Annotated in this window: 23 protein-coding genes; 7 read left to right on the top strand and 16 right to left on the bottom strand. The window is 46.1% G+C overall.

Features of this window, described 5'->3' with window-relative positions; genetic code table 11:
• Nucleotides 1-42 precede the first annotated feature (42 nt).
• The 10 genes from MHH56_RS10065 to MHH56_RS10020 form a co-directional block, all read right to left on the bottom strand.
• Nucleotides 43-681 (bottom strand): ABC transporter permease, encoded by a 639-nt coding sequence (locus tag MHH56_RS10065; protein WP_339208003.1) that lies wholly within the window; start codon nt 679-681, stop codon nt 43-45.
• 5 nt (nt 682-686) lie between these two features.
• Complete coding sequence (locus MHH56_RS10060) at nt 687-1,643, bottom strand: ABC transporter ATP-binding protein (RefSeq protein WP_339208002.1); 957 nt, start codon at nt 1,641-1,643, stop codon at nt 687-689.
• Between the two features lie 68 nt (nt 1,644-1,711).
• A complete protein-coding gene (locus MHH56_RS10055) occupies nt 1,712-2,617 on the bottom strand; it encodes a glycine betaine ABC transporter substrate-binding protein (RefSeq protein WP_339207999.1) in 906 nt (301 codons plus the stop codon).
• A gap of 18 nt (nt 2,618-2,635) precedes the next feature.
• Entirely contained in the window at nt 2,636-3,280 is a 645-nt protein-coding gene (locus MHH56_RS10050; protein WP_076269419.1) for an ABC transporter permease, read from the bottom strand.
• 96 nt (nt 3,281-3,376) lie between these two features.
• Entirely contained in the window at nt 3,377-4,630 is a 1,254-nt protein-coding gene (locus MHH56_RS10045) for a Zn-dependent hydrolase (RefSeq protein WP_339207997.1), read from the bottom strand.
• Complete coding sequence (locus MHH56_RS10040; RefSeq protein ID WP_339207995.1) at nt 4,620-5,894, bottom strand: M20 family metallo-hydrolase; 1,275 nt, start codon at nt 5,892-5,894, stop codon at nt 4,620-4,622. Before MHH56_RS10040 ends, MHH56_RS10045 begins: the two co-directional genes overlap by 11 nt.
• Before the next feature lie 27 nt (nt 5,895-5,921).
• Nucleotides 5,922-7,292: a dihydroorotase family protein gene (locus MHH56_RS10035; RefSeq protein ID WP_339207994.1), complete on the bottom strand. Its 1,371-nt coding sequence runs from the start codon at nt 7,290-7,292 to the stop codon at nt 5,922-5,924.
• Nucleotides 7,282-8,841 (bottom strand): aromatic amino acid ammonia-lyase, encoded by a 1,560-nt coding sequence (locus MHH56_RS10030; RefSeq protein WP_339207993.1) that lies wholly within the window; start codon nt 8,839-8,841, stop codon nt 7,282-7,284. The genes MHH56_RS10035 and MHH56_RS10030 overlap by 11 nt, the downstream gene beginning before the upstream one ends.
• Before the next feature lie 45 nt (nt 8,842-8,886).
• Entirely contained in the window at nt 8,887-9,987 is a 1,101-nt protein-coding gene (locus MHH56_RS10025; protein WP_339207992.1) for a DUF917 family protein, read from the bottom strand.
• Nucleotides 9,984-11,639, bottom strand: coding sequence for a urocanate hydratase (locus MHH56_RS10020; protein WP_339207991.1), 1,656 nt, complete (start codon nt 11,637-11,639; stop codon nt 9,984-9,986). Before MHH56_RS10020 ends, MHH56_RS10025 begins: the two co-directional genes overlap by 4 nt.
• Before the next feature lie 301 nt (nt 11,640-11,940).
• Here MHH56_RS10020 and MHH56_RS10015 point away from each other — a divergent pair, with 301 nt between their 5' ends.
• Nucleotides 11,941-12,627, top strand: coding sequence for a response regulator transcription factor (locus MHH56_RS10015; protein ID WP_339207990.1), 687 nt, complete (start codon nt 11,941-11,943; stop codon nt 12,625-12,627).
• Nucleotides 12,624-14,165, top strand: a complete 1,542-nt coding sequence (locus tag MHH56_RS10010; RefSeq protein WP_339207988.1) for an ATP-binding protein — start codon at nt 12,624-12,626, stop codon at nt 14,163-14,165. Before MHH56_RS10015 ends, MHH56_RS10010 begins: the two co-directional genes overlap by 4 nt.
• Nucleotides 14,166-14,243: 78 nt before the next feature.
• Here the strand turns inward: MHH56_RS10010 and MHH56_RS10005 are convergent, their stop codons facing one another.
• A complete protein-coding gene (locus MHH56_RS10005) occupies nt 14,244-15,434 on the bottom strand; it encodes an acyl-CoA dehydrogenase family protein (protein WP_339207987.1) in 1,191 nt (396 codons plus the stop codon).
• A 176-nt stretch (nt 15,435-15,610) separates the two neighbouring features.
• Here MHH56_RS10005 and MHH56_RS10000 point away from each other — a divergent pair, with 176 nt between their 5' ends.
• A complete protein-coding gene (locus MHH56_RS10000; RefSeq protein ID WP_339207986.1) occupies nt 15,611-16,384 on the top strand; it encodes a copper amine oxidase N-terminal domain-containing protein in 774 nt (257 codons plus the stop codon).
• Nucleotides 16,385-16,435: 51 nt separating this feature from the next.
• Here MHH56_RS10000 and MHH56_RS09995 read toward each other — a convergent pair whose 3' ends face one another.
• Both MHH56_RS09995 and MHH56_RS09990 read right to left on the bottom strand, forming a co-directional pair.
• Nucleotides 16,436-16,996 carry a maltose acetyltransferase domain-containing protein gene (locus MHH56_RS09995; RefSeq protein WP_339207985.1) on the bottom strand — a complete coding sequence of 187 codons (561 nt, stop codon included), beginning with the start codon at nt 16,994-16,996 and terminating at the stop codon, nt 16,436-16,438.
• 68 nt (nt 16,997-17,064) lie between these two features.
• On the bottom strand, nt 17,065-18,096 hold the full coding sequence (locus MHH56_RS09990; protein WP_339209546.1) for an ROK family transcriptional regulator: 1,032 nt from the start codon (nt 18,094-18,096) through the stop codon (nt 17,065-17,067).
• Nucleotides 18,097-18,298: 202 nt separating this feature from the next.
• Between MHH56_RS09990 and MHH56_RS09985 the strand changes: the two genes are divergently transcribed.
• The gene (locus MHH56_RS09985; protein WP_339207984.1) at nt 18,299-19,303 is read left to right on the top strand and encodes a VanZ family protein; all 1,005 of its coding nucleotides are present in this window, start codon (nt 18,299-18,301) and stop codon (nt 19,301-19,303) included.
• A gap of 47 nt (nt 19,304-19,350) precedes the next feature.
• On the opposite strand, the gene MHH56_RS09980 is transcribed toward MHH56_RS09985, so the two are convergent.
• Nucleotides 19,351-20,595 carry a metallophosphoesterase family protein gene (locus MHH56_RS09980; protein ID WP_339207982.1) on the bottom strand — a complete coding sequence of 415 codons (1,245 nt, stop codon included), beginning with the start codon at nt 20,593-20,595 and terminating at the stop codon, nt 19,351-19,353.
• 187 nt (nt 20,596-20,782) lie between these two features.
• On the opposite strand from MHH56_RS09980, the gene MHH56_RS09975 reads away from it, so the two are divergent.
• Genes MHH56_RS09975 through MHH56_RS09965 form a run of 3 tightly spaced genes read left to right on the top strand, consistent with a single transcriptional unit; the run spans nt 20,783 to nt 24,056 of the window.
• On the top strand, nt 20,783-21,496 hold the full coding sequence (locus MHH56_RS09975) for a polyphosphate polymerase domain-containing protein (protein WP_339207981.1): 714 nt from the start codon (nt 20,783-20,785) through the stop codon (nt 21,494-21,496).
• Nucleotide 21,497: 1 nt separating this feature from the next.
• Nucleotides 21,498-22,214 (top strand): DUF4956 domain-containing protein, encoded by a 717-nt coding sequence (locus MHH56_RS09970; protein WP_339207980.1) that lies wholly within the window; start codon nt 21,498-21,500, stop codon nt 22,212-22,214.
• Between the two features lie 18 nt (nt 22,215-22,232).
• Entirely contained in the window at nt 22,233-24,056 is a 1,824-nt protein-coding gene (locus MHH56_RS09965) for a CotH kinase family protein (protein WP_339207979.1), read from the top strand.
• A 63-nt stretch (nt 24,057-24,119) separates the two neighbouring features.
• On the opposite strand, the gene MHH56_RS09960 is transcribed toward MHH56_RS09965, so the two are convergent.
• Both MHH56_RS09960 and MHH56_RS09955 read right to left on the bottom strand, forming a co-directional pair.
• Nucleotides 24,120-24,851, bottom strand: a complete 732-nt coding sequence (locus tag MHH56_RS09960) for an MOSC N-terminal beta barrel domain-containing protein (protein WP_339207977.1) — start codon at nt 24,849-24,851, stop codon at nt 24,120-24,122.
• A 169-nt stretch (nt 24,852-25,020) separates the two neighbouring features.
• Entirely contained in the window at nt 25,021-25,695 is a 675-nt protein-coding gene (locus tag MHH56_RS09955) for a 4'-phosphopantetheinyl transferase superfamily protein (protein WP_339207976.1), read from the bottom strand.
• Between the last annotated feature and the right edge of the window lie 9 nt (nt 25,696-25,704).

Below are 25,704 nucleotides of genomic sequence, written 5' to 3'. Positions count from 1 at the left end.
TCAAAATATTTACAATAGTAGTCAATTATAAGGATCAGTATATCATACCCTTTGTTCTCCGCGTGCATTGCGCATCGTTGATTTTTCAACTTGCAGCAAAATCGTATTTGTAGATAAAGCTAATAACGATACGAGCAGCGTGCCCCATACCATTTTTGGTACTGAGTTTTGATATAAGCCTTCGAATAAAATACCGCCTAACCCGCCGGCATTAATCCACGCCGCTATGGTTGCGATACCTATTACGGATACCGATGCTATACGAATGCCGCCAATTATGACGGGCAGTGCCAGCGGCAGCTCGATATGGACGAACAGCCTCCACTTGCCATAACCCATTCCTTTGGCTGCTTCAATGATCGAAGGTTCAATCGATTGAAATCCTGAAATGACATTTCGCACCAAAATCAGCTGACTATATACAACTAATGCGATAATCGCCGGCTTGCTGCCGAGGCCAACTAGCGGAATAAGCAAAGCGAACATCCCGAGGCTTGGAATCGCATAGATAATGCCGAGTACGGACAAAATAGGAACGGAAATCCGTCGATGCCTCGACAACCAATAACCTAATGGCAGCGCAATAACAAGTGCGATAAATAACGAAACGAAGGTGAGATAAATATGCTCCAGCAACGAGGTTAACAAATCATCATAATGGCGGGTTAAATAGTCAAGCATGCCTCTCACCTGCCGTTCTGCAGCTTCAATTGCTCAAGCGTTATTTTACCAATGATTTCATGCTCGGTATTTTCCACAGCCACATAAGGTGCGTTTTGCTGCAGTAGAATTTGAAGCGCCGACTTTAGACTATCACCAGCGGGAATGCGAGGAATATCAGATCCAGCCGGTTCTTCCAGCTCAATCATTTTCTCTTCTGCCCTAATCAGGTGAAGCTGTTGGAACAAATCATCGGCTTGAATCAGTTGCGATACGAAAGCATTACTCGGCTTGGACATGATGGCAAGCGGTGTATCATATTGCTGAATCGTTCCTTCGTTCATCACGATCATATGATCGCCGAGCTTCATCGCCTCTTCCACGTCATGCGTCACAAACAATACGGTTTTGCCAAGCTCACGTTGTATTTGCTTAAAATCATCCTGCAGCTTCGTACGCGTAATCGCGTCAATCGCTCCAAACGGTTCATCCATCAGCAATATAGCTGGATCACCTGCCATCGCTCTAGCAATCCCTACACGCTGCTGCTGTCCACCTGACAGCTGACGCGGATAAAGCTTCTTATAGCTTGCTGGCAAATGAACAAGATCCATTAAATAATCGATTCTCTCCGCTGTTTTTTGGCGTTCCCAGCCCAGTATATTAGGGACCGTTGCAATATTTTGTTCAATCGACAAATGCGGAAACAACCCTACCTGCTGGATTACATAACCGATGCTTCGGCGAAGCTCCGTCACGGGCAAGCTGCGAATGTCTTTGCCAAATATCGAAATCGTGCCTGCGGTCGGTTCAATAATTCGGTTTACCATTTTTAGCAAGGTAGTTTTGCCGCATCCTGATGCACCTAGAATCGTAGCAAAGGAGCCTTGCGGAATAATAAGGCTCGTTTCATTAACGGAGGGATTCGCAGACTTTGGAAATGTTTTGGACACCTGCTCAAAAATAATGGCCTCTTTGCTCATTCTATATCAACTCCTGTAGGAAGGGGGCTTCCCCAATATGGAGAAACCCCGCTGCATTTAATTATGAATTATTTTTTCAATAAATCTTGCTCTTCCAAAAATGCCTTCGCTACATCCGCGTATTCTTTCTTGTCGATATCCACTTGCGCGTTCAGCTTCTGAACAGTTGTGTTATCCAGCTTTGCAGAAATTTTGTTCAACACTTTAGCAATTTCAGGGTCCTTCTCGTTCAGCTCGCCGCGAAGCACTGGAGCTACGAAGTAAGGAGGCCAAAACTTCTTATCATCCTCAAGCAATACAAGATCCGGATTCGTCAAATCGCCATCAGTCGTGAAGCCAACAGTTACATCCGCTTCACCATCTAGCGTTACACGGTATTTGATGCCGTAATCAAACAGCTTGATGCTTTTGAAGTTCATTTTACCGTAGAAAGTATTTAGTCCTTTTAATCCGTCTTCGCGCTCTTCAAACTCAGGAACAGCAGCGAGGTTAAGCTCAGGAGCTAATTTCACCAAATCTGATATTTTGTAAAGATTATATTTTTCAGCAATTTTCTTTGTTGTAACAAGACCTTGTGAATCGTTTGCGTTTGTTGGCTCCAGCCAAACCAGGTTGAATTTCTCTTTGTAGCCTTTTGCTACAGTATCATATACGGTTTTGGCATCGGAGTTTGGCGGCAATTCCAATACGTTGATTAAGCCTGTTCCTGTATATTCCGGGTAAAAGTCGATGTCGCCTTTTTTGAGCGCTTCATGGGCAACGAGTGTGCCGCCAAGATTGAGCTTGCGATCTACCTTGTACCCTGCGTCCTCAAGTGCCAGTGCGTACATTTCACCCAAAATCAATGATTCCGTAAAGTTTTTCGAGCCGACTTTAATCTTTTCTTTGCCTGAACCTCCCTTGGAAGAACAAGCGCTAATAACGAGTACCACACTTATAATCAACAATGCCAAGCTTACCCATTTCTTTTTCATCTGAATTTTCCCCTTTCATTATACACGCTGATATTTGGTTACTGCTCTTTCAATTCCTGCAAATCCGATCTCCGATAAAATAGCTAGCAGCGCTACCGGCAGCGCCCCGACAAGCAGCAATGAGAATTTGTACATGCCAAGACCGTTAATAATAAACGTTCCCAGCCCGCCTCCTCCGATGAATGCGGCCAATGTTGCACTGGCGATAACTTCTACGGCGGCTGTTTTTAGTCCTGACAGCAGCAGCGGAGCAGCTAACGGCAGTTCGATTTTCCGCATAATCATTTTCTCTCCCATACCGAGGCCTGAAGCAGCTTCAATAATCGCTGGCTCAATACCTCTAAAGCCCATGTATGTATTAATGAGAATAGGCGGACAAGCAAGCAGCGTTAATGCAACTAATGCCGGTGCAAAGCCAGTTCCCATGATCGGTAAAATAATGACTAAAACCGCAAGGCTTGGGATGACTCGCAAGGAGTTGAACAGCCCCATAATCGGACCGGTCAGCCACTCTTTCTTGGCACATAGTATACCGAGAGGCACACATACGACGAAAGCAATAAGGAGCGCGTAGAAACTTATGCTTAAATGCACCTTGACCGCTTCCAAAAATCTGTCGCTGTTAGCATTCACATAGTCATAAGCTTCGAGGAATACATTCACTCGTTTGTCATCCTCCTTCCCTTATGTATTATCACTAATCAATAACTTGTTACCATTATTATTAAACTTTATACCCCATTATGTCAATCGGAATTATTAATTTACATCATTTCCTAGCTGAATAAGCGTTTGCAGCAGTACGTTTACTCCTGCTTCACAGTCCTCTCGGCTGCTCCATTCAAGTGGATGATGACTGATACCATCCTTTGAACGTACCAAGATGAGCCCCATTTCCGCTAATTCACTCATGACCACCGCATCATGACCTGCGCCGCAAATCATATACTCCGCAGGCAAACCAGCATCCTCACAGCTATCTGTAATCACTTTTGCAATATACTCCGACGTTTGTACAGGCACAGCAGCATCTAATGTCCGGATAGCGTAGGTCAGCCCTCTTGCTGCAGTAAGGCGTGACAACTCGCCTTTTATCGCAACCTCCAGCTTATTGAGCGACTCCAAGGATTCATGCCGAACATCGAGTGTAAACACCGCTTCACCCGGAATTACGTTTATTGCGGCTGGCGCAAGCTTAAACGTCCCTGTTGTTACGACGCCCCCATGCTTCACTGCGATTTGTTCCACAGCAAGCACAACTTCTGCTGCGGCAGGCATCGGATCCTGTCTTAACTTCATGGGCGTTGTTCCCGCATGGTCCGCTCGTCCATGAATGGTCACTTCGAACCAGCGATGTCCATAAATCGCTGTTGCAATGCCAACCGCTTTATTCAGCTCTTCCAGAACTCGTCCTTGCTCAATATGAAGCTCAACATAGGCATGAATGGATTCTGAGCTGCGACTTGCAAGTGCTGCGTAATCGGGGTTCAAGCCGCTATGCTCCATCGCTTCGCGAAGCGACATGCCGGAAGAATCAGTAAGATCCAGCCACTTTTCATCCCAAGTATTTGCCATCGCACGGCTTCCCAAATAGCCGGCTCCAAAGCGTACGCCCTCTTCGTCCGTAAAGCAAATAACCTCGAAAGGCCTATCATGCCTGATTGACTGCTCCTTGATCGTTCGCAAAACCTCAATACCGCCAAGAACACCAAGCGCTCCATCGAATTGGCCTGCTTGAATGACCGTATCGATATGAGAGCCCGTCACTACAGCTCCTGCCCGTTGCTCCTCCCCCTCCAATCGCCCAATCAGATTGCCCGCCTCATCCTGCCTGACTTCTAGTCCTGCTGCTTTCATTTCACTGATAATAAATTGCCTCGCTATTAATTCCTCATTGCTGAGTGATAGCCGTGTTACACCGCCGCTTGGATCTGCGCCGATTAAACCCAAAGCTTGAATCGAATCCCATAACCGTTTACCGTTGACCTGTACATGCTGAGCCTTAGCCATCATGCCACCCGCTTAAATCCTCCTTATCAAAATAAAGCAATGCGGCGGCTAGAGCCTGCGTTCCCGCAGCAATATCATCCTCATCGGTCCATTCCTCGGGACAATGGCTTCTGCCATCCTTGCTAGGAACAAAGATCATGCCGATTGGCGCAATGCGCGCAAGCTGGTTCGCATCATGCCCCGCCCCGCTTGCGAGGTGAATAGCTGGAGCAACAGAAGCACAGGCTGCAAGCACTCCACCCAGCACAGACTTTTTGACAATGACGGAATCTGACTTCGACAGCAGCTCAAGCGACAAACGAAGGCCTCGCCTTGCAGCAATCTGGATCGTCTCCGCAGCAAAAGCGGCGTAAACCGCGTCAGCCACCTTACGATCTAGCGAACGGATTTCAAGCTCAAAACGAACGAGGCCGGGCACGACATTGGATGCATTCGGCTCATTCGTCACTTTGCCGATCGTGCCTACGGCTACGCTTGCATGATCGTTGCAGTGACGTTCAAATGCTAAACCAATCTCGCAAAAGCCTGCCAGCGCATCGTTACGAAGCGTCATCGGCGTCGTCCCTGCATGATTTGGCGCACCTTTGAGCGTGACACGATAGCGATGAATACCTACGATACCGAGCACCGCTCCAAGTTGATGGCCTGATTGCTCCAGCACCGGACCTTGCTCGATATGAAGCTCAAGGTAGAGCGCTACATCACCCACCTGCCTCGCCTCACTTGTCAACCGTTCGACATTTCCGCCTTGTTGATTAATCGCATCACTAAGCTTCAGCCCAGTATCGTCGCTAAGCTCCAGCATCGCTTCAGGCAAATTGCCGACCATCCCTCTGCTCCCAATCGTGGAGATGCCAAACTCACTCGGCTCCTCTGCCGTGAAATCGACAATTTGCAGCGGATGCCTAAGCTGCGTTCCTGATTGTTGAAGTAGACGGGCAATTTCTATGCCGGCTAGCACTCCTATGATTCCATCGAATCGCCCGCCGCCAGTAACGGTATCTGTATGGGAGCCAATCATGATAGGCGCTAAATCCAGATCGCTGCCAGACAAGCTGCCTATCAAATTTGAAGCTGCATCCAGCGAAACAGACAGGCCCGCTTCCTCCATTTTCTCGGTCAGCCAGCACCTGCCGTCAGCATACTGCTTCGTAAATGGACGACGCGTCCAGCCGGGTTTTGATGGATCAACAAACATCGATAGATGTTCAATATCAGACATCATTCGAGATACACTTGGCACCAGTCTATCCATTTTGCTACCCATCCCATTCACTCCTCTCTCGCAAAATGATTAAGCAAGATGCTCTGCTCTAATAAATTCGCCATGACCCGCCTTGCCGGTAACAGCTCCCGCTTCATACACAAGCGTTCCCCTTACGAGCGTGTGCGTTACTTTACCTTGCATACTCATTCCGTTATAAGCACTCCAGCCAGCACTCGATTGAAGCTCACGCTCATCTAGCGTCCAAGCTGCAGCAGGATCGATAATCGCGATATCCGCATCGTAACCATCTGTTAATCTTCCTTTGCGATGACCAAGCCCAAATACATCAGCAGGCCTTTGACTGATCAGCCTGACCATGTCGGTAAGCGCCAATTTCCCTTTAGCCACGCCCTCGCTGTAAATAATCGGAAGCAAATGTTCCACTCCGGGAGCACCTGAAGCATTATTAAAAATATCCGCGTCTGATTTACGCCCAATTAGCCACGGAGCATGATCGGAAGTAATCATATCGATCGATCCGGTTTTCAATAAGTCCCATAAATCCTCTTTATCCTGCTTCGTGCGAAGCGGTGGATTGATTTTACCTTTCGCCTGCAAACGCGGCATATCTTCTTCACTTAGCGTCAAATAGTGGGTACAGGTTTCCGCAGTGACTTTCGCTCCGATTGAACGGAAATAGTCCACCAGCTGAAAAATACGCGGATACGTACAATGATATAAATGCAGTTTGACTCCTGTCTCATAAGCAAGCTCCATAGCGGTCAGCGCTGCGGCTGATTCACTTACTTTCGGCCTGCTCCAGCCATGCGAACGTGGATCTGCACCTTGGGAGCGATATTTATCAATATATCTGCGGACGATCTCATCGTTTTCCGCATGCACGCCAACCGGACAACCTGTTTCAGCAATAACCGCAAACGAATCAAGCAATTGTCCGTCATCTATTCGCGGAAAGCGGAAGGAATCTGTATTAAACATCGATACTTTAAAGCCGCATGCACCGGCCTCGGCAAGCTGGCGGATATGCTCATAACCATCTTGCTTATGAATCGTAACAAGCATCGCCATATCAACGATGGATTGCTGTTCCAGCTGCTGTTTTTTTTCCTCGAAAGCAGAAAGCGTACAGATCATCCCCGTCGCATCATAAGGCATTTCAATAATCGTTGTTACGCCTCCGGCAGCTGCAGCCGCACTCGCTGTGTAAAACCCTTCGTCAAGTGAGCTGTAACAATGGACATGAGCGTCGACTGCACCAGGCAGCACATAGCTGCCTTCGGCATTAATCTTTTCTGTTGCGGCAGCCATGTCCGTGTCGTCTCTATCACCAATACGAACAATTTTACCGTCCTTGATTCCAACTGCGGAATGGTATGCGACGCCCCCTGGAAGTACGAGATTTCCATAAATGACGAGATCATAGCTGTTATTCACCATTTGCTCCTCCTCTCAATTGAATGCCGCTGCGAATAAGCTCATACATAGCAGAAATATCTGGGGTTAGCGGACGATCTTCCGTCAACATAGGCACTGCACTGCGAATTTGTGAATAAACAGCGGCCGAGCCTATGCCTAATTCAGCTTGTATACCGCGTAAATCAATGGCTTGGGCTGCATGCAGCGCTTCCATCCCTATAATGTAGGTTAAGCGATCGATAATGTCTTCGAGCTTACGAATGACGAGCGGTGTATTGTTTGCATGATCCTCCATGTCGCCTGCCAGCGATAAATAATCAGCAGATACCGGATTAGAGAGCAAGCGGATTTCCGCATCAAGGGAGGTGTATGTTTTTTGAAGCGTTCCGAAAGCGATAGACTCAGGATTTGGGGCTAGAAACCTCTCCAGACCGGTAAAGGATGGCGTTCCGAGCTTAAGTGATCTGTAGCAGCTTATTTTGGATACATGACTTAGCGCTATCGCTACCATCTCAAACGCCACGGTCCATGAGGTTACGTCAAAGTTTGAGGAGGGCACTACTCTTCTTTCATCTATTAATACACAAGGATTATCATCAGATCCGTTTAATTGAATGAGCAGCAGCCTTGTCGCATAAGCAAGCGCATCACGAGCTGCGCCATGTACATGGCAAGCACTGCGAAAGCTGAGCGGATCTTGAATTTTATCGTTTTTACTTGACTGCTGCAGCGTTCCGCCTTGCAAATAACTTCTCACATTTGCCGCGCTTGCTGCAGCTCCCTCGAATGGCCTTACCTCAAATAACGCCGGATCAAGCGGATTCATGCATCCCCGAAGCGCTTCAAGCGACAATGCAAAAATAGCATCTGCCGTACCGAGCAGCTTTAAAGCCGCTGCTGCTGCCAGTGCACCAGTGCCCGCGGACAGCGCATTGGAGCTTACAATGGCCAGTGCATCCTTTGGCCCCAGCTTCACAGGAGTAATCCCCTCAGCTTGAAAAGCCATTTCCGCGCTCATCATTTGGCCTTTGTAATTCACATTTCCTTCTCCCATCATCGTTAAGCCGATATGAGACAAAACCGAGATGTCGCCTGCGCCAACAGATCCTCGAAGCGGAATGATCGGATGGATAGCTGCGTTAAGCAAATCCTGATACATGCGTACGACCGCAGGCTGCACACCTGTACAACCAATAAGCAATGAATTTAGCCTGGCAACGAGCACGGCTCGCACCTGCTGCTCAGAAGCAGCAGGCGCAATAGCCGCCGAATGGGAATAAATAAGATTGCGGTTAAACTGTTCATACATCTCCGTTGTAATGGTTCGATCTTTATTAAGACCTACGCCGCGGTTTAGCCCATAGATCGGAATGCCTTCGGCGGCAAGCTCATGAATGAGAACATGAGCCTCCTCTACTCGCTTCAATGCATGCTGCGAGCACTCCACGCGATAACCTTCCAATGCAATTTGCTCAAGCTCGCGAATCGTGAGCGTATTGCCATCAAGCGTAACCAATCGTTCGGACGACTGTGTATCCTCCAAACCGATACCATCTATAACTTCATTCATAACAGGCACCTTCTTAGTAGATATCGATAAATTAGAATGATCGTGCTAGACGATACCCTTCAAGCCATATTCAGCAAGCGGTATGCCAAGCGCCTTTTCCACCTCTGGATATACGGTAGGGTCTTTCACGCTGGAGCTTAAAGGGACAAATTGCTTGTCGATTGCAAACAATGCGATCTCCATCCCTTCCTTCACGCCGCCTACGCTGATCGGCAAACCTGTTGCTGCTTCAAAGGTCGTAATAACATCCGGATAAGTTGTAAGTCGCTTGCCGTCAGCATCATCCACAGCCATATATTCATTCATGACATGCATCGTCAGTTGACCGCCTGATCCATCCGCCATTGTAATGGTGCCAATATCGAAAGCGCCTGAATAATGAACATCCTTTTTCAAAACGACACCGCGACCGATGATCTGTCCATTTGTTTTACTGCAAACCGTTTCCATAATCGCTTCCGCGCCATTCGGCTCAGCCTCGATCATCGCATAACCTAGATCAAGCGCTAACGAAATGCCGCCAATCGCTGCATGCTCCTTCACATAAGATGCTGGAATAGGATGGCGAGCAGAAGCGATAAATCCTCCCGACATATCTGCAGCTGTCCGCAAAATGTTCGATGTCTTAGCTGGCGTGCCTTTTACAACGAGCTCCAAATAAGAACCCGTATCTCTGCGTCCGCCAACAACGACCTGAATCGTTTCATAATCGGTGCGGGAAGCAAGGCCCATCGAACCCATCTTGCCTGTTGGATGCGCACGAATATCACCAGTCGCATCAACGACAACCAGACCGAGCGCCGCAGCTGGAAGCCAGCCATTAATGGTGCTCGACATGCCGTTTTGCGGTGTCATAACCCCTACAACCTTGCCGTCATAGTTGTCCATCAGCAGCTGAACAGCCTTAATATAATCAATGCCCCACATTTCCCAGTCATTTCCTGCTGGTGCGCCAATCGCCGTCGCTGTCACAATAATGGCATCATCAGGCAGCTCATCAACCGAAACCAGCTTTGGTCTAGCAATGCCTACTGCTGCCCCGCCAATCTCAAGGCCATGATCAACCCAGCCCCCGCCTCCGGATGCGAATACTGCCCCTCCTCTTACTGCTGCTTTTACATCCTCTATCGTTAATTCACGCATCATGCATTCTCCTTCCGATTCGTATCAATTCGACGTATTCCCTTTTTGCTTACTTCATCCAGCGCTTCCTCATAACCAGCGTCAGCATATCGAAGTACGCCAAGGCCTGTGTCATTGTCTAGCGTCGTTTTTAATCGAAGCTCTGCATCGGATGTGCCATCTGCAACGAGCGTGACACCCGCGCTTGTCATATATCCGCTGTAGCCGCCGCCGCCAGAGTGTATCGCTACAAGATCAGCCATCGATGAACAGTTAATCATTGCATTAAGCAGCGGCCAATCCGATATTGCATCGCTGCCATCCTTCATGTTCTCCGTCATAATATTCGGGTGAGCCATCGCTCCCGCATCGAGGTGATCACGCGAGAAGGCAATGGGACCGCTTAGCTCGCCAGCTTGAACCATGGCGTTCACCGCTAGTGCCAGCTTCGTCCGATCGCCATGACCGAACCAGCCAATGCGCGCAGGCAAGCCCTCGACCGGAACATACTGATTCGCTAAGCGAATCCAGTTGACTACAACCTCGTTATCGCTGAAATGCTCCAATATATATTGATCAATCTTGCGAATATCACAAACCTCACCGCTCAAAGCGACCCAGCGGAACGGCCCAATCGCACGAGAAAACAGCGGTCTTAGAAACGCTTCGGTAAACACAGGAATATCAAAAGCATTTGTAACGCCATTTTGTACAGCCTGCGAACGAATATTGTTGCCGTTGTCAAAAACGACTGCACCTCTGCGCTGAAACTCCAGCATCGCCTCAACTTCTAATGCGATAGAAGCTCTTGCATCCGCTTGAAGCTGATCCGGTTTTGTTCTGCGCAGCTCAGCAACCTTATCTAAACTGTAGCCTGAAGGGATATATCCGTACATGAGATCATGCGCCGACGTCTGATCGGTTACAACGTCAGGCTGAATGCCTCTGCGTATCAGTTCAGGATAAATATCGGCTGCGTTGCCAAGAAGACCGACTGACAAGCTCTCCTTATTCGCACAAGCTGCTTGAATCCATTCCAAAGCCTCATCCAAGCTTGCCGTTTTTTTCTGCAAATAGCCGACCTCGATACGTTTGTCGATTCTAGCCTCAGACACTTCTACGCATAAAATAACGGCACCCGCCATCGTTCCTGCAAGCGGCTGTGCGCCGCCCATTCCTCCGAGACCGGCTGTCAAAATAAACTTCCCAGCCAGATTGCAGTCGTAATGCATTCTAGCTATCGATTGAAAAATCTCATAGGTTCCTTGTATGACACCTTGTGAACCGATATATTGCCAAGCTGCCGCGGTCAAACCGCCCCAAACGATTAATCCCTGTTCTTGATATTTATAGAAATTGTCGCTCGTTGCCCATTTGCCAACAATGTTGCAATTCGCCATTACAACAATTGGAGCGTACTTATGTGTTCTCATAATACCGATAGGCTTGCCTGATTGAATGACCAGCGTCTCATCTTCCTCTAATGATTTGAGCGTGCTGACAATTGCATGATAGGAGTCCCAATTACGCGCCGCTTTGGCGAGTGCAGCATAGACAGTAAGCTCTTGTTGGTTTTCGCCATTTTCAAGAACATTCTCTAGCATTCGCAGCAGCGCCTCCTGCCTCCAGCCTTTGCAACGCAGTTCAACGCCTCTGGCAGCTACAATTCGATCCATATCCGATTCTCCTTATTATCATTATTCAATAATTAGTTTCTATTAATCAATAAATTAACAAACGTTTCCTCTCTAGTCAATACAAAAAAACAAGTTTACGTCAGTTTAAGTAACGCACTAGGAATAAGATGCTTTATAAATATAAAGGTTACCTCATTTTTTGCAAAATAGAACCTGTAAACTAAACCCATCAATCGGTTTCGTATGTGGCTGAAAGTTTGCTGAAAGAACGAGTAAACAGATGCATCTTTTTCTAAAAAGACAGATAATAGAGGGGTAAGCTGCGAAAGGGGAATTTGAAATGGTGTCCTTCAAAGGGATTAAAATATTGCTTGTGGATGATGAACCAAATATCGTGCAATTTCTGGAGCTTGGGCTCATCAACGAAGGATTTGATATTCGATTCGCCTATGACGGGGAATCCGCTTTGCAGGAAGCGAGTACCTTTCAGCCCCATGTCGTCATCCTCGATGTGATGATGCCCGGGCTGAACGGATTTGAAGTATGCGAGGCATTAAGGGCTACCGGCGAAAATATCGCTATTATTATGCTGACAGCAAAAGATGAGATTGAGGATCGTGTCAAAGGCTTAACCCTTGGAGCTGACGACTATTTGGTGAAGCCCTTCAGCTTCAGCGAGCTGCTTGCCCGCATAGGTGCAAGACTGCGGAATCAGTTTCCTAATTTGCTTGGTGAAGCTGTGTATGGACCGTTCCGGCTCGATGACCGCCGCAAAGAACTCATTTATATGGAACAGGTTCTTGAACTGTCTCCTACCGAATATGAGCTGCTAAGGTTTATCATTCTAAATCATGGTGTCGTGCTTAGTAAATCGCTCATTTTAGATAAGGTATGGGGATATCAATTCGGTGGAGAAGAAAATATTGTCGAGGTGTATATCCGCTCGCTTCGCGACAAATTGGACGACAAGGAGCATCGCCTCATTCGAACACTCCGCGGGGCCGGCTATCGGATGGATCTGCCATGACGCTTATTAAAAGGTCCGACATCACTCGTTTCTTTGCTCCACGTTCACTAAAATATCAGTTATTATATCGGTCGCTGCTTATACTAGCGGCTTTGTTTCTGTTAATTGGCGTGCTTCAATACTTCATTATGAAGGACTTTATTTTTCAAAATAAAGCCGATGCCTTAAATGCTCAAATCATGTCGATGCCCATGGATTGGTTTATGGATGGGAAAGATACGAATAATCGCCCTGAAACGAGCAATCAGGGTGATCCTGCTAATTCGGCTGAACGGCCGCAGCGAGATCGACGCGACTCGCCCATGTTCTATCAACCGGGCTTGTCTATCGTCCTTATTGATCCAAACGGTGTCACGGCCGACGTATCGAAGGATAATAACCTTAACGCCCCGCTTCTATCAACGGACGAATATGAGCAGATTAGAATTCAGCTTAAAGCGCATAAGCAAATCGGCTATAAAATCCTGAACAATGCTGAAGGCATCGAGCAGCTAGTCGTCTATCGTATGGCTGGACCGCCAGGCAGAGCCGAAGGCCTCATTCAAGTAAGCACCGAAACTGATTCACTCAAGCAGCTGCTCATGACACAGCTTGCCATATTCGCTGGCTTATCTGTCCTTGCACTTGCAGCAGGGCTCGCGCTTTATTTGCCGCTGCTTCGGCGTACGCTTCGCCCTTTATCTCGCGTCGTTGTGGCAGCGCAGCAAACCGATGCAGGCAGCTTAACGAAACGAATTCCCGCCAGCCAAGGACAAGAGGAAATCGATCGTTTATCCGATGCGTTTAATGGGATGCTTGAGCGACTCGATCATTCCTTCGAGGCGGAACGGAAAACAACTGAAAAAATGCGGCGTTTCGTAGCGGACGCCTCCCATGAGCTGCGTACACCGCTTACTTCGATTCACGGATTTCTAGAAGTGCTGCTGCGCGGAGCGGCCTCGAATCCGGATCAACTCGCGCGCGCGCTTAACAGCATGTTTCTTGAATCCAATCGTATCAACAAGCTGGTCGAGGATTTACTCGTGCTGGCGAAGCTTGATCAAGACCCGCAGCTGCAGCTGGCCGAAACAAAGCTGGATGCGCTTCTGCTCGAGATGGAACCTCAATTACAATTGATTGCTGGCAATCGCATAGTAGAGCTGCTTCTCACTCCTCATGTGAGCGGTCAGTTCCATGCGGATAAGCTGAAACAGGTGGTGCTCAATTTATTTTTCAACGCGGTGCAGCATACCGATTCGGAGACAGGCGTGATCAGCATCACGCTCGCTTCGTACAATAATCAAGCTGAAATACGCGTTGCCGACAATGGAACAGGGATTGAGGCCGTGCATCTGCCGCATTTGTTTGAGCGCTTTTATCGAAACGAATCATCCAGAACGCGTAAGAAGGGCGGCGCAGGTCTCGGGCTTGCCATTACGAAATCGATTGTAGATGCTCATAGAGGTACAATTACAGTAGACAGCTTGCCCGGAGCAGGAACAACCTTCCGCATTTTGCTCCCAACCACCCCGCTCCAGCCGATTGATATGCAAGATTAACTTAGAAAAAACAGGAAGAGGCAGTCTCAAAAGTAGATTTTCTACTTTTGAGACTGCCTCTTCTTCATGATTTATTATTTATTCCGCAGACTGCATCTCTGCTAATGCCCGCTGAGCTAATCCGTTTAAAGTAATATCATCCATCGGCGGATTATGCAAGCCTGCGCGAACATCCCGGTACATCCGCTCCAGCGGAAGCGTGCGAGACAAGCTGGTTCCACCCACTATTCTCATGGCAAGATCAACGATGCGAACGGCTGAATTGGTCGCCACATATTTAGCGAGGCCCAGCTCGGGCTTTAATCCGCTCCGTCCCTCCGGCTCCCGGTCCCAGCGATCGGCGATGCTGTAGAGTAAGGTGCGAGCCGTTATTAGCTCCGCTTCCATTTCGCCAATTTGCCGCTGGATCGTTGGCAGTTCGGATATTGGGCCTGGCAAACTGTTAGGCCGATAGTTTTGGGCAAAGTGAATTGCAAAATCACGTGCCGCATGTGCAATGCCGATATAACAGGCAGGAATATGAAGCAGCGTTCCGCCATCGAAGGCCGTCCCGCCTTTACGATTAATTTCTGCGCCTTCAAGCGTACCGCTGTCTGGCACGAATACTTGATTCAACAGGAGGTCATGGCTTCCAGTTGCCCGCATGCCAAGTGTATCCCATGTTTCCTCAATACTTATGCCTGCACCCATTGGAATTAAAAACTCGCTTGCACGATTTTCTTCTTCCATCCATGCAGATATGGTGAAATAAGACACATCAGGACTAAGCGTGCTATAGGTCTTGCGCCCGTTAATAAGGAAACCTCCAGCCGTTCTTATCGCTGTAGTTTCCGGCTTGCCGCCTCTGCTCGGGCTTCCAGTTGCTCGCTCGCTTGCATAATGATTTATTGTGGCGCCTTTGCTTACAACCTCTTTGCAAAAGCTGGCGTATAAAGCTTCGGGCCATGGACGGCTTATCCGCATTTGCATCACCTGTCCCAGATGCCAGCCCGCGGCGAGCGCCGTTGAACCGTCACCGCGGGCCAAATGATCCTGTGCTAGTACAAATTCATACAATGACGCCTCATCCCCGCCATATTGCTTCGGCACAGTAAGCTTCAAATACCCGCACTCCCGCATATCGGCAAAGTTGTCATGTGGAAAAGAGCCTTCCCTATCATGCTTAGCTGATCTTCCTGCAAACTTGCTTGCCAGCTGATCCGCTGTCGCCACGATTTCCGCTTCGCGCTCATTGCGAACGAACCGATCCTTATCGATTTTCACCTGCATAAAGCTGTCCAGCCTCCTATCCACACTTTCATATCTGTATAGCAATCTTTCCTTTCAGTTTACACCCATCCTGACAAAATAAAAATGAAAAAAGGATTAAATTGCTTAGGTTATCTAAGCAACTAATCCTTTGTGGAGACGTCTATTACGATATACATGATATGGAGGGCTTTCAGATGAAAAAAACTACTATTGCATTATTATCTCTTATGTTGTCTGCCAGCATATTTTCAGTTAATCACATTCATGCTGAAGCAGCAAATCAGCCATTCGTAATAGAAGGAAAAGTGGTTCAGGGACGCACTTTAGTTCCAGTACGCTATGTTGCTGCAGGGTTAGGGGCTGAGGTTAATTGGAACCAACAGTCCAAAACGGTAACCATTCTTAACGGAAAAACCGAAGTTATGCTCAAAATGAATTCAAATAAAGTGATGCAGAATGGTACTGAAATCACGATTGATGTTCCTGCTCAAATAACCAAAGGGGTTACATACATCCCCATTCGCTTTATCTCACAAACCTTAGGCGGTACCATTTCTTGGGATGCTGAAAGTAGAGTAGCCGACGTTTCTTTAGGCGACAAACAAGTTAGAATTACTACAGAGTCTACTTTTAACTTGTCTACGATCCCGCAAGGACATATCAATACGCTGATCCAAAAAGCGAACGAAGCGACTAAGCTATCTTCCTATTCACAAATTAGAGCCCATTTTAAATCCAATTTTACTGGCACATTCATTAATAAAATCATCAAACAAAATGGGCTAGAGTTCAACGTTCCATTCACAGGTACAGCATACAGTCATTCCGAAGGAAAGGAAGGATATATTAATCAATATGAATCCCCCTTAAATGCTGGAGGTATGATTGTCGAGCGAAGAATCATCCTTAAACAAATTCAAAATACATGGATGGTCGACGATATTATTTTCTCAAGCTCGGCACCTTAAACAAGCATAAGCCCCCAATTTTGTTTAATAAAAAATTTCAATTACGTTCCATTACTCTTCAATCTGCTTTATAATCTTGGCGGGATTTCCACCTACAACTACGTTATCTGGCACATCCTTTGTAACGACAGCACCGGAAGCAACAACGACATTATTGCCGATGTTCACGCCAGGGTTTATAACGGCTCTCCCGCCTATCCATACATTATGGCCAATCGTTACCGGTTTTCCGTATTCAACGCCAGATATTCTCTCCTTTGCATTCAAGGGGTGAGTTGCTGTGTAGATGTGAACTCCTGGTGCAAGAAAACAATTGTTGCCAATTCGAATTTCGCAAACGTCCAATAGTACACTATCAAAATTAGCATAAAAGTTTTCTCCAACATGAATGTTGTAGCCGTAATCACAACGGAAAGTGGACTCGACATATAGACTTTTGCCTGTGGATCCGAACAATTCCTTTAGCAGCTCCGTTCTTTTGTTATCCTCTGTCTCCAAGGTTTGATTGAATAACCTCGTTAGTCTGCGAGCGTTCATTCTATCCGCAATCAGCACAGCATCGGCTGCATTATAAAGCTCACCATTCAGCATTTTCTCTTTTTCTGTCTTCATTCGGTACCACTCCTGTTTGTTGTTTCAATTGTAAGCAGAAATACGGTTTGTCTGGTCACTACATTCGATTACTTTTTTGTTCCTGAAATCATTAGGCCTAAACCAAGCTTCTGTAATCCATACAAATAATCTTGTTTCCAGTCGCTCACAGTAAGCTCCGGCAAATGTTCTTTAGGAATATAGGCTGCGCTTCTTAATGTTATTTGGTCGGTTATTTGCTTATTTATTTCATCATTGGAAAAAATAATCGTGTGCGGGTTTATTGTAGCTGTAAATGAGGCTACCAACCGACTAATCGCATCAATCTTTTTCTCATCATGAACCAATGCAGTTTCTGTTCCATCCTCGTTATTGAGGGCTTGTACAAAATTTCGGTCATCATACTGAGGAACGAAGGATATTTCTCCTGAGAAAAACGTACTGCCTCGCACGACATCACCATTAATCATAATGCCGGCACCAGGACCATTTTGACCCAAATACAAGTAGACCAAGGAACCCTTGTCTTTATTGTTTCGGTTGTCGTAGTATCCAAGGACAGCCGCATTCATATCATTCTCTACAACGACAGGTATGGATAAACGCTCCTCAAAATGTCCTTTTAAATCAAAATCATGAAACTGTTCATAGCTTGGGATGAAAATAATTCGGCCATTATTGACTGAACCCGGCACACCTATAGCTACAGAGCTGATTTTGGGATGCTTTTCAATAATGCTTTCAAGTAAATGAGATAAGCTCAAAGCATCATCCAATAGCACACTTGAAGTACTGCCTTGTTCTTTCTCTTCGCCTAAACAATTAAAAATGGTATAGTTAGTTTCTGTTTTTTCTAAAAATATAGCCAAACCGAGCATGAACTCGGGATTGTATGCGTATCTGTTTGCTCTTCTCCCGCCACTTGAATGATCGAGACCAACTAAAATGAGTTCCCCGTCCTTTTCCATTTGCGTGAGAAACTTACTAATGGTTGGGAAGCTTACTCCTAGCTTCTGACTTAGCTCAACCTTCGTGGCACTCCCATGCTCCAGAAGAGCCGCTCGAATGCTGCGTAAAATAACTTTCTTCCATTCTTTTGGAGTTGCAAATAGCTCATTTATGATGATCACCACCTCTGATTGCTATACTTATTAAATACATTTAAAAAGTTACACCGATAATATCAGAATATCGTCTTGGATAAAAGTAATCTTCAGGAAAAAATAAGAGATGCTTAAAAAAGTTTTCATGTTTATTCTATAGAATAACACGTAAAGCAATTATTCTGGTAATTACCGCACTCAGACAAGAAAGGATGTAACGATGTATCAAGGAAAGCTGCGAAAAATAACTATTTTACTGTTGGTTTTATATACCGTACTAATCTTCTATTTCTTATATGTCGGATTCAACAGAGCTGCTTCTATTCATGACAGCGGCTTGCGATATAATCTAATACCCGAGAAGATCCATTTATTCCTCCCTATGCAGAGAGAGTTTTCATTTTCGCTTTTTGAGTTCGGCAACTTTGCAGCATTTATACCTTTCGGAATCATGATCCCGCTTCTGTTTCGTTCTCGTTTTTTGGGTTTTATACTGCTATTTATTGTATCGATTACCATGCTTGAGACGCTGCAGATGCTTTCCCGTTTAGGCTCCTTTGATATCAACGATATTATTATTAATACGTTAGGTGCTGCAGTAGGCTACTGCGCACAAAGGTTTGTTCGACATGAGCGTGATACATTTAAAGGCTTCTGCAAAATTATAATAACAGCAATTGTACTTGCGATTGGTGTCATCGGCAGTATTGGAGGCATTAATAATTATCTAGATAAAGCAAGCAGCGAGGTTATCGCTTTAGATAAACTGCCATTAAAGGCTGGAACTGTTCTTTGGGATAAAAGCCTCTCCAGCTTCCCCGCAGCCCAAGAGAACGTTGAGCCGAAACTAAATATGTACAGCCGAAACAATACACGAACAAATGAGTTTACCTATCTTTTAGACGGCAAATATCACATGATAGCAGGTAATCTCGCGATATCAAAAGACTTAATTCAAAGTGCCGGCAATGGAAATATCGATCTCATTTTTAGCGCAGACGGAACCGTAATCCATTCGTTTGGATGGAGTTTCGATGGACAGGAAGAGCTTCCTTCCGAGTTTTTTCAAATCCCTTTGAATGGAGCAAAGGAGCTTACTATAAAAATTGTTAATCATACATCCGATCGAGATGTCCTGCTGTGGGACATTGCACTTCATAAAGTAAATACCGGACAAAAAATAATAAATGGGATCAAACAAAAACTAAAAACATTATTTAAATGAAAAATGCCGAATTTCTTAGCTTGCAAAGAAATCGGCTTTTTGTAATGTCACTTCATTTTTGAATCTGCTGCTCCGTGCTGAAGCACAAACTCATCCAGCTTTGCACCTTCCACGTCATAGGCTTGATAAGTTAGATTGTCGCCGTTTACCGTAATCCCTGCAAACATTTGCTTCTCATTCTGAAAATGAACCTTATGATAAAACTTATTTTCCTTTTTCTCATTGAATTTTTGCCCTGCAGTATTGGTTACCACATATACAGTGCCCTCTCGGTTTTGGACCGCTTGATCACCGTCGCCTGTGATTTGACCATCACGAAGCGGATAGGATCTGGAGTACTCATGATTATGACCCTGCAGCACCAAATCAACCTCAAATTCGTCAAATAGCGTTGTCCAATCCTTTACCTTCTTGTTCGTATTGCCTCCATAAGGCCCTTGATGCAGAGCAACGATTTTCCATGGCTGATCCGTGCTCTCCAAATCTTTTTTCAGCCAGCTGGTTTGCTCCTTTATATTCGATTCCGAATTTAAAATAACAAAATGAACAGAACCATAATCAAACGAGTATGTCGTTCCCGCATTCGATCCCTTCGCGCCACTCGCAGGTAAGTTGAAATGAGAAACAAATCGCTTGGCATCTCCATCCACTTCATCATGGTTGCCCGTAACTGGCATAAATGGAACCTGTGTTACCCACTTGCCTGCTTTTGCGAAAAGCTCGATCCAGGCTTGCTCATCGGTGGGCTCTTCTGTCAGATCACCATTATGGACGATAAAGGCAGACGCCGGAAAAACGTTAAACGCCTGATCCAGCGTATTTCCCCATAGCTCAAAATCCTGCTCCGTCACGCCTTGCGAATCCGTTACGTTTATGAAAGTAAAAGCATCGCTTGCTTCAGCCTCCGTCCTAAATTGTGCAGCATCGCTCCATGCCTCTTTTTCTCCGCTGCCTACTCGGTACGTGTATGTGGTTCCCGGCTTAAGGCCGGTAGCTTCTGCTTTATGAACACCGCGCAAAGTATCCTCACCTATGTCAATCGATGATGTCGTACCCTTAAAGGTCATTACAAGAGCCTCTTCCCAATCGCTAGGGACGGCTCCTTCAATGATCTGAACAATTGAATCGGAGTGTACATTCGTACTATGCCAAGTGAAGGCGCGGCTAGTTTTTGGATCGCCCTTGAACGTGGTCACAATCGCGGCTGGCTTCACCGACTTATTGGCCTTTAACCATTCCATGCCAATGGCTCCAACAACTAATAAGGCGCAGCATATGAGCAGTATCATCATGTCTTTTCGGATTTTTATCCTAGTCACACTCCTTCTTCTCTATCTAATTTTAATTATATCTTAACAAAAAGCTGTTGCACGGCGCATTCAGCAATCTTTCAGCCAGCCTTAAGTTAAGAATAAGTAAAGGCCCGTAGAATAACATTTGTAAGCAGCGAGGGGCGCTGAACATGAAATGAGGTGTGAGATGAACAAGAACCTAAACTATCGCCATGAATTGAAATTTTTCATTAACTATCATCAATACTTTATTATTCGCCAGCGGCTAAAGGATCTGATGGAACAAGACAAACATGTCGGTCCGTCAGGCGAGTACCATATTAGAAGCTTATATTTTGATGATATAAACAACAAAGCTTTGCATGAGAAGCTTGGCGGCATTCGTGATCGGGTCAAATATCGTATCCGCATATACAATGGCCAAGACCATGTCATTCATTTTGAGAAAAAGATTAAATTCAAGGACTACATCGCAAAGGTGAAGGAACCGCTAACGAGGGAAATGTACGACAAGCTTATGGATGGCGATTACGACGTCCTTAGAGGGCCGGACAAGCCGCTTTTGAACGAAATTCACAATGAAATGAAGCATCATTTGCTGCGTCCGAAGGTCATCGTCGATTATGTCCGTGAGCCATATGTTTACGCTAACGGCAACGTACGCATTACGTTCGACAAGGAGCTGCGCACAGGACTTCATGCCGTTAATATTTTTGATGAAAAGGTGGAGCCCGTACGCGCACTCGACAATGATTTAATCATTCTTGAGGTGAAATATGACGAATACATTCCAGCTTTTATTCGAATCGCTTTGCAGCTTGAAGGACTAAACCGGCAATCCGCTTCAAAATATGTCATCTGCCGAAAACATTTGAAGTTCAACACATGGGAGGATTATTAAAATGGAAACCAATACAACTGCCGCGGCTGCAACGGAGACGACAACAAATTTTGCCGATCTTTTAAAAAATTCAGTACTGGATAACTTTGCTTCTGATATCAGCCTCTCGAAAATATTGATTACGCTGGGCGTCGCTTTTTTACTTGGCTTCTTTATTTACTTGCTTTATAAACGAATATTTAGCGGCGTGCTTTATTCAAAAAGCTTTAACGTTTCGCTGATCGGCATGACCATGATTACAGCAGTTGTCATTATCGCGATTAACTCCAATCTCGTGCTGTCGCTTGGTATGGTTGGCGCTCTGTCCATCGTCCGTTTCCGTACTCCAATTAAAGATCCAACCGATTTAATTTTCTTATTCTGGGCTGCCGTTGCAGGTATCGTTACAGGCGCGGGCTTCTTTACACTAGCGGTAATTGGTTCGGTTGTGGTTGGTCTTATTCTGTTCTTCTTCGTTAAGGGCGGATCGGTGGAAACACCTTACCTGCTTGTTGTTAACTGCGACAGTGATGCTACCGAGCAGCTTGTTCACAAGCAAGTCGGCACGCTCGTTAAGCGTTATAACGTGAAGCAAAAAACAGTGACGCAGGGCAATATTGAAATGACGCTGGAAATTCGCCTTCGCGACGAAACCGGACGTTTCGTTAACCAACTGACGGAGCTGGCTGGCGTTCGTAACGCCGTACTTATTAGCTATAGCGGGGACTATGTATCCTAATTATCGGGAGGTGTTTTTATGAAAGCGAAAGCGCGTGTAATCTTATTATGCTTTTGCTCCATTCTCCTGATTACTTTACTCGCTGGATGTGCCGCAGGCGGTACATCCTTCAGTCTCAGCAGCTCGGGTGCGTCAACGGGTACAGATGAGAAATCAGCGGATGAGCAAAAGCTAGATGAAACGGTTTTTCCTAAAGATAAAATCGTAGATGTAAAAATTACGATCGACGAGGATGCGTTCCAAAATATGCTGGACAACGCCAGCGCGGAGGAATATAAAGAAGCCTCGGTCGAATATAACGGTCAGAAGTTCGATAACGTAGCCATTCGAACGAAGGGCAATCTCAGCTTGAACAGTGTCGTAAGAATGACCGATTCCGATCGGTACAGCTTTAAAATTTCATTCGATGAGTATGTTAATCAAACCTTGCAAGGAATAAGCAAAATTAATTTAAATAACAACTACAGCGATGCCTCTTATATGCGAGAGTTTCTATCGTATGAGCTTGCTGAGCAAATGGGACTTCCAACGCCAAAATATTCTTATGTCAATGTTTACGTCAATGGCGAGCTTTGGGGCTTTTATTTGGCTGTCGAGCAGATTGGCGATGCCTATCTTGAACGTAATTTTGGCAATGCATATGGCGCGCTTTACAAAGCAAACGGCGGAAACGGCAGCGAGCTCAACTGGCTTGAAACGATCGATGCCTATACGGGACTCGATTTGAAGTCCGACAAATCAAATGATGATATCTTGCTCGATATGCTGGATGAACTGAACAATGGCGCAAATTACGAGAGTGTGCTGGACGTTGATGAAGCGCTTAAGTTCATTGCCTTAAACGCAGTAGCCGGCAACTTTGACAGCTACCTCTCTGAGAAAAAACATAATTATTATTTGTATGAGGATGATGGTATTTTCAGCATTTTGCCTTGGGATTACAATATGTCCTTTGGCGGTTTCGGCGGCTCCAGCGTGCTCATTGATGAGCCAACTACCGGCGCGATAGCCGATCGGCCGCTTATTGACAAGCTGCTTAAAGTGGATGCCTATAAAGATAAATATCACGAAATCGTTACAAGCATGCTAGAAGGATATTTGGCAACAGATAAGTTTCAGGAAAGGGTCGATGTAATTAAAGCTATGATCTCGGATTATGTAAAGGCAGACCCTTCCTCCTTCTACACGTATGAGCAATATGAGCAAGGCGTTGCTCAGGTTGTTTCCTTTAATTCGCAGCAAACCAGTACCATTGCACAGCAGCTCGCCGGCACTATTCCTGCTGCAGGCGACGGATCTGGCAGCGGCGGCGGGATGGGTGGCGGTGGTGGCATGGGCGGTGGTGGCGGATTCGGCGGCAATCGGCCAAACGGTCAGCAGGGCAACGCTCAGGGCAACACCGGAAACAGCAAAGCTGCTGTTAATGCAGGAGCCGGGCAGCAAAATGCCGGTATTACAGCGAACAAAGAGCTGAGTCCGCAAGGTGCTGTGGCAGATGGCGTCGTTCAGCAAGTAGTTGATAACACTACCTCCCCTACTACGCAGAGCACTCAAGGCAATGCAGGTACCGCTGCTCCTGACGGGCAAGTCCCTCAGGGCGATGGGGGCATGACGCCTCCAGATGGACAAATGCCTAATCAGCAAGGCGGCATGCAAGGCGGGTTTGGCGGCCAAAGACCAAACGATATGGGTGGCGGCATGGGAGGCGGCTTCGGCGGCCCTGGCACGCAGCAAACTCAGGCACAAGGCAGTCCTAAAGAAGCCGCGACGGCTGGAATCGCCATCGTGATCCTGCTTCTCTCCTGTGCATTCATCGTCTTCTATAAACGTAAACGACTATAAGCATTCTAGTTAAAAAAAAGATCGTGCCCCCTTGCCACAGTGGCATTCGGGCAGCGATCTTTTTCAATCCATTAGAAATACCTTTTCGCCTATTTCAATGTCTCCTGTCTTTTTTACAGAAGCATACACCCCGAAGTTTAAATTCATCTCTGTGTTAATTTTTTTCAATAAGGAAGCATCACGTGCTAGCGAATCTGGATCAAGCGTAACCATGGAGCAGCGATCACAATATTTATCCACTTGCAATTCAGCACCGCCTACCGTTATTCGTCTGCCTATCCACTCTTTTTCTCCAAAAGCGCCTTCCTCTACTGTAATGAGTATATTTGCTCTAAAGCGCCGTGCGTCCAGCTGTTTTCCCCATATCGCTTCGAGCTTTTGCAAACTCCTATCGGTGATGATGAGGATACTGCCTTCATCCACCGCTTTAAGATCAGGGCTTTGTGCCTGATAGCTGCGCATCCGCATCTTCTTCTTGGAGTGCTTCTGCATTTCGGCTAACAGCTCCTCGTCCCAGCTGAAGGTCTGACCCTCTGGAGAAGTTATTTCTACTTTGGGATGCTCTGCGCTCGTGCGTTCATCAACCAGCTTCGCTTTGTATGCGAGCATTGCCGGGATTTCTCTTGCAGTAAAGAAGCTATCCCAGCCTTCCTTTGTTTCATCATAAAAAGCGTAACAACGGTCTCCCATTAATCCGTATCTATCGATTTTACAGGTATCCAGTTCCTCTCCTGCAAATGACTTAATCGGGTACCTGCTTATGCCACTAATTTTACCAATCAACGTTAATGTCAATCCAACAACCTCCATACATCCGTTTTCTTCCATTCACATGTATCTTTGATTATAGTATAAACACAAAAGACGCGCGATAAGCCAAGTACACCTTTCGGTACAGAAAGGCTTTCCGCTTATTACGCGTCATGTCGTTTCACATGAATGGTACAAACGCAATGTATTACAATTAGAAAAAGAGGTGTATTAAATCCTCCATGCTCCAATGCTGCAGCTGATTAGGGAATCCCTTTGGAGCAGTAGTACAAGCCGCCAGCTTATAGCTTCGGTTCAGTTCATATTGTTTGAAAAAATAAGCTTCCGTTCTCGGAGTTAAAGCGATGAAGCTATCCTCACTAATATGTATTGAGAAGGAATCCAGCGGTATGGACAACCCTTTACCTTTTGCTTTTATGTAACTTTCCTTCAGCGTCCAAAGCTCATAGAAATAAGCGGTTCGCTCCTCCCCTCTCAAACAAAACAACCGTTCATATTCCATTTTCGAAAAATAAGATTTTGCTATACTTTCATCTATTTCACCTATTTGTTCCACATCAATGCCTACCGGGGAAGAGCTTATAAATAAGGCAGCCCATTCTCCAGCATGCGAAATATTAAAGTGAAAATCTTCGCAGCCGATAAGTGACGGCTTACCATATGAATTGGAAGTAAACTGAATTGCTTGATTGGATAGGTCTAGGTTTCGCACAATTGCAGCACGTACAAGCACTTCACCAAATAACGTCCGATAAACATCACATTGCTGTCGCAATCGACTTATTTTTAAACGCTTCTCTTCTGATACGAGACTTAACAATTGCCGGTAGTCATTCGACGTGATGTTTTGCGGTATTTTCAAAACCATGATCTCAGC

Origin of the sequence: Paenibacillus sp. FSL K6-3182, from assembly GCF_037976325.1 — a bacterium.
Classification (GTDB): domain Bacteria; phylum Bacillota; class Bacilli; order Paenibacillales; family Paenibacillaceae; genus Pristimantibacillus.
This window is presented reverse-complemented; position numbering and strand designations above follow the sequence as displayed.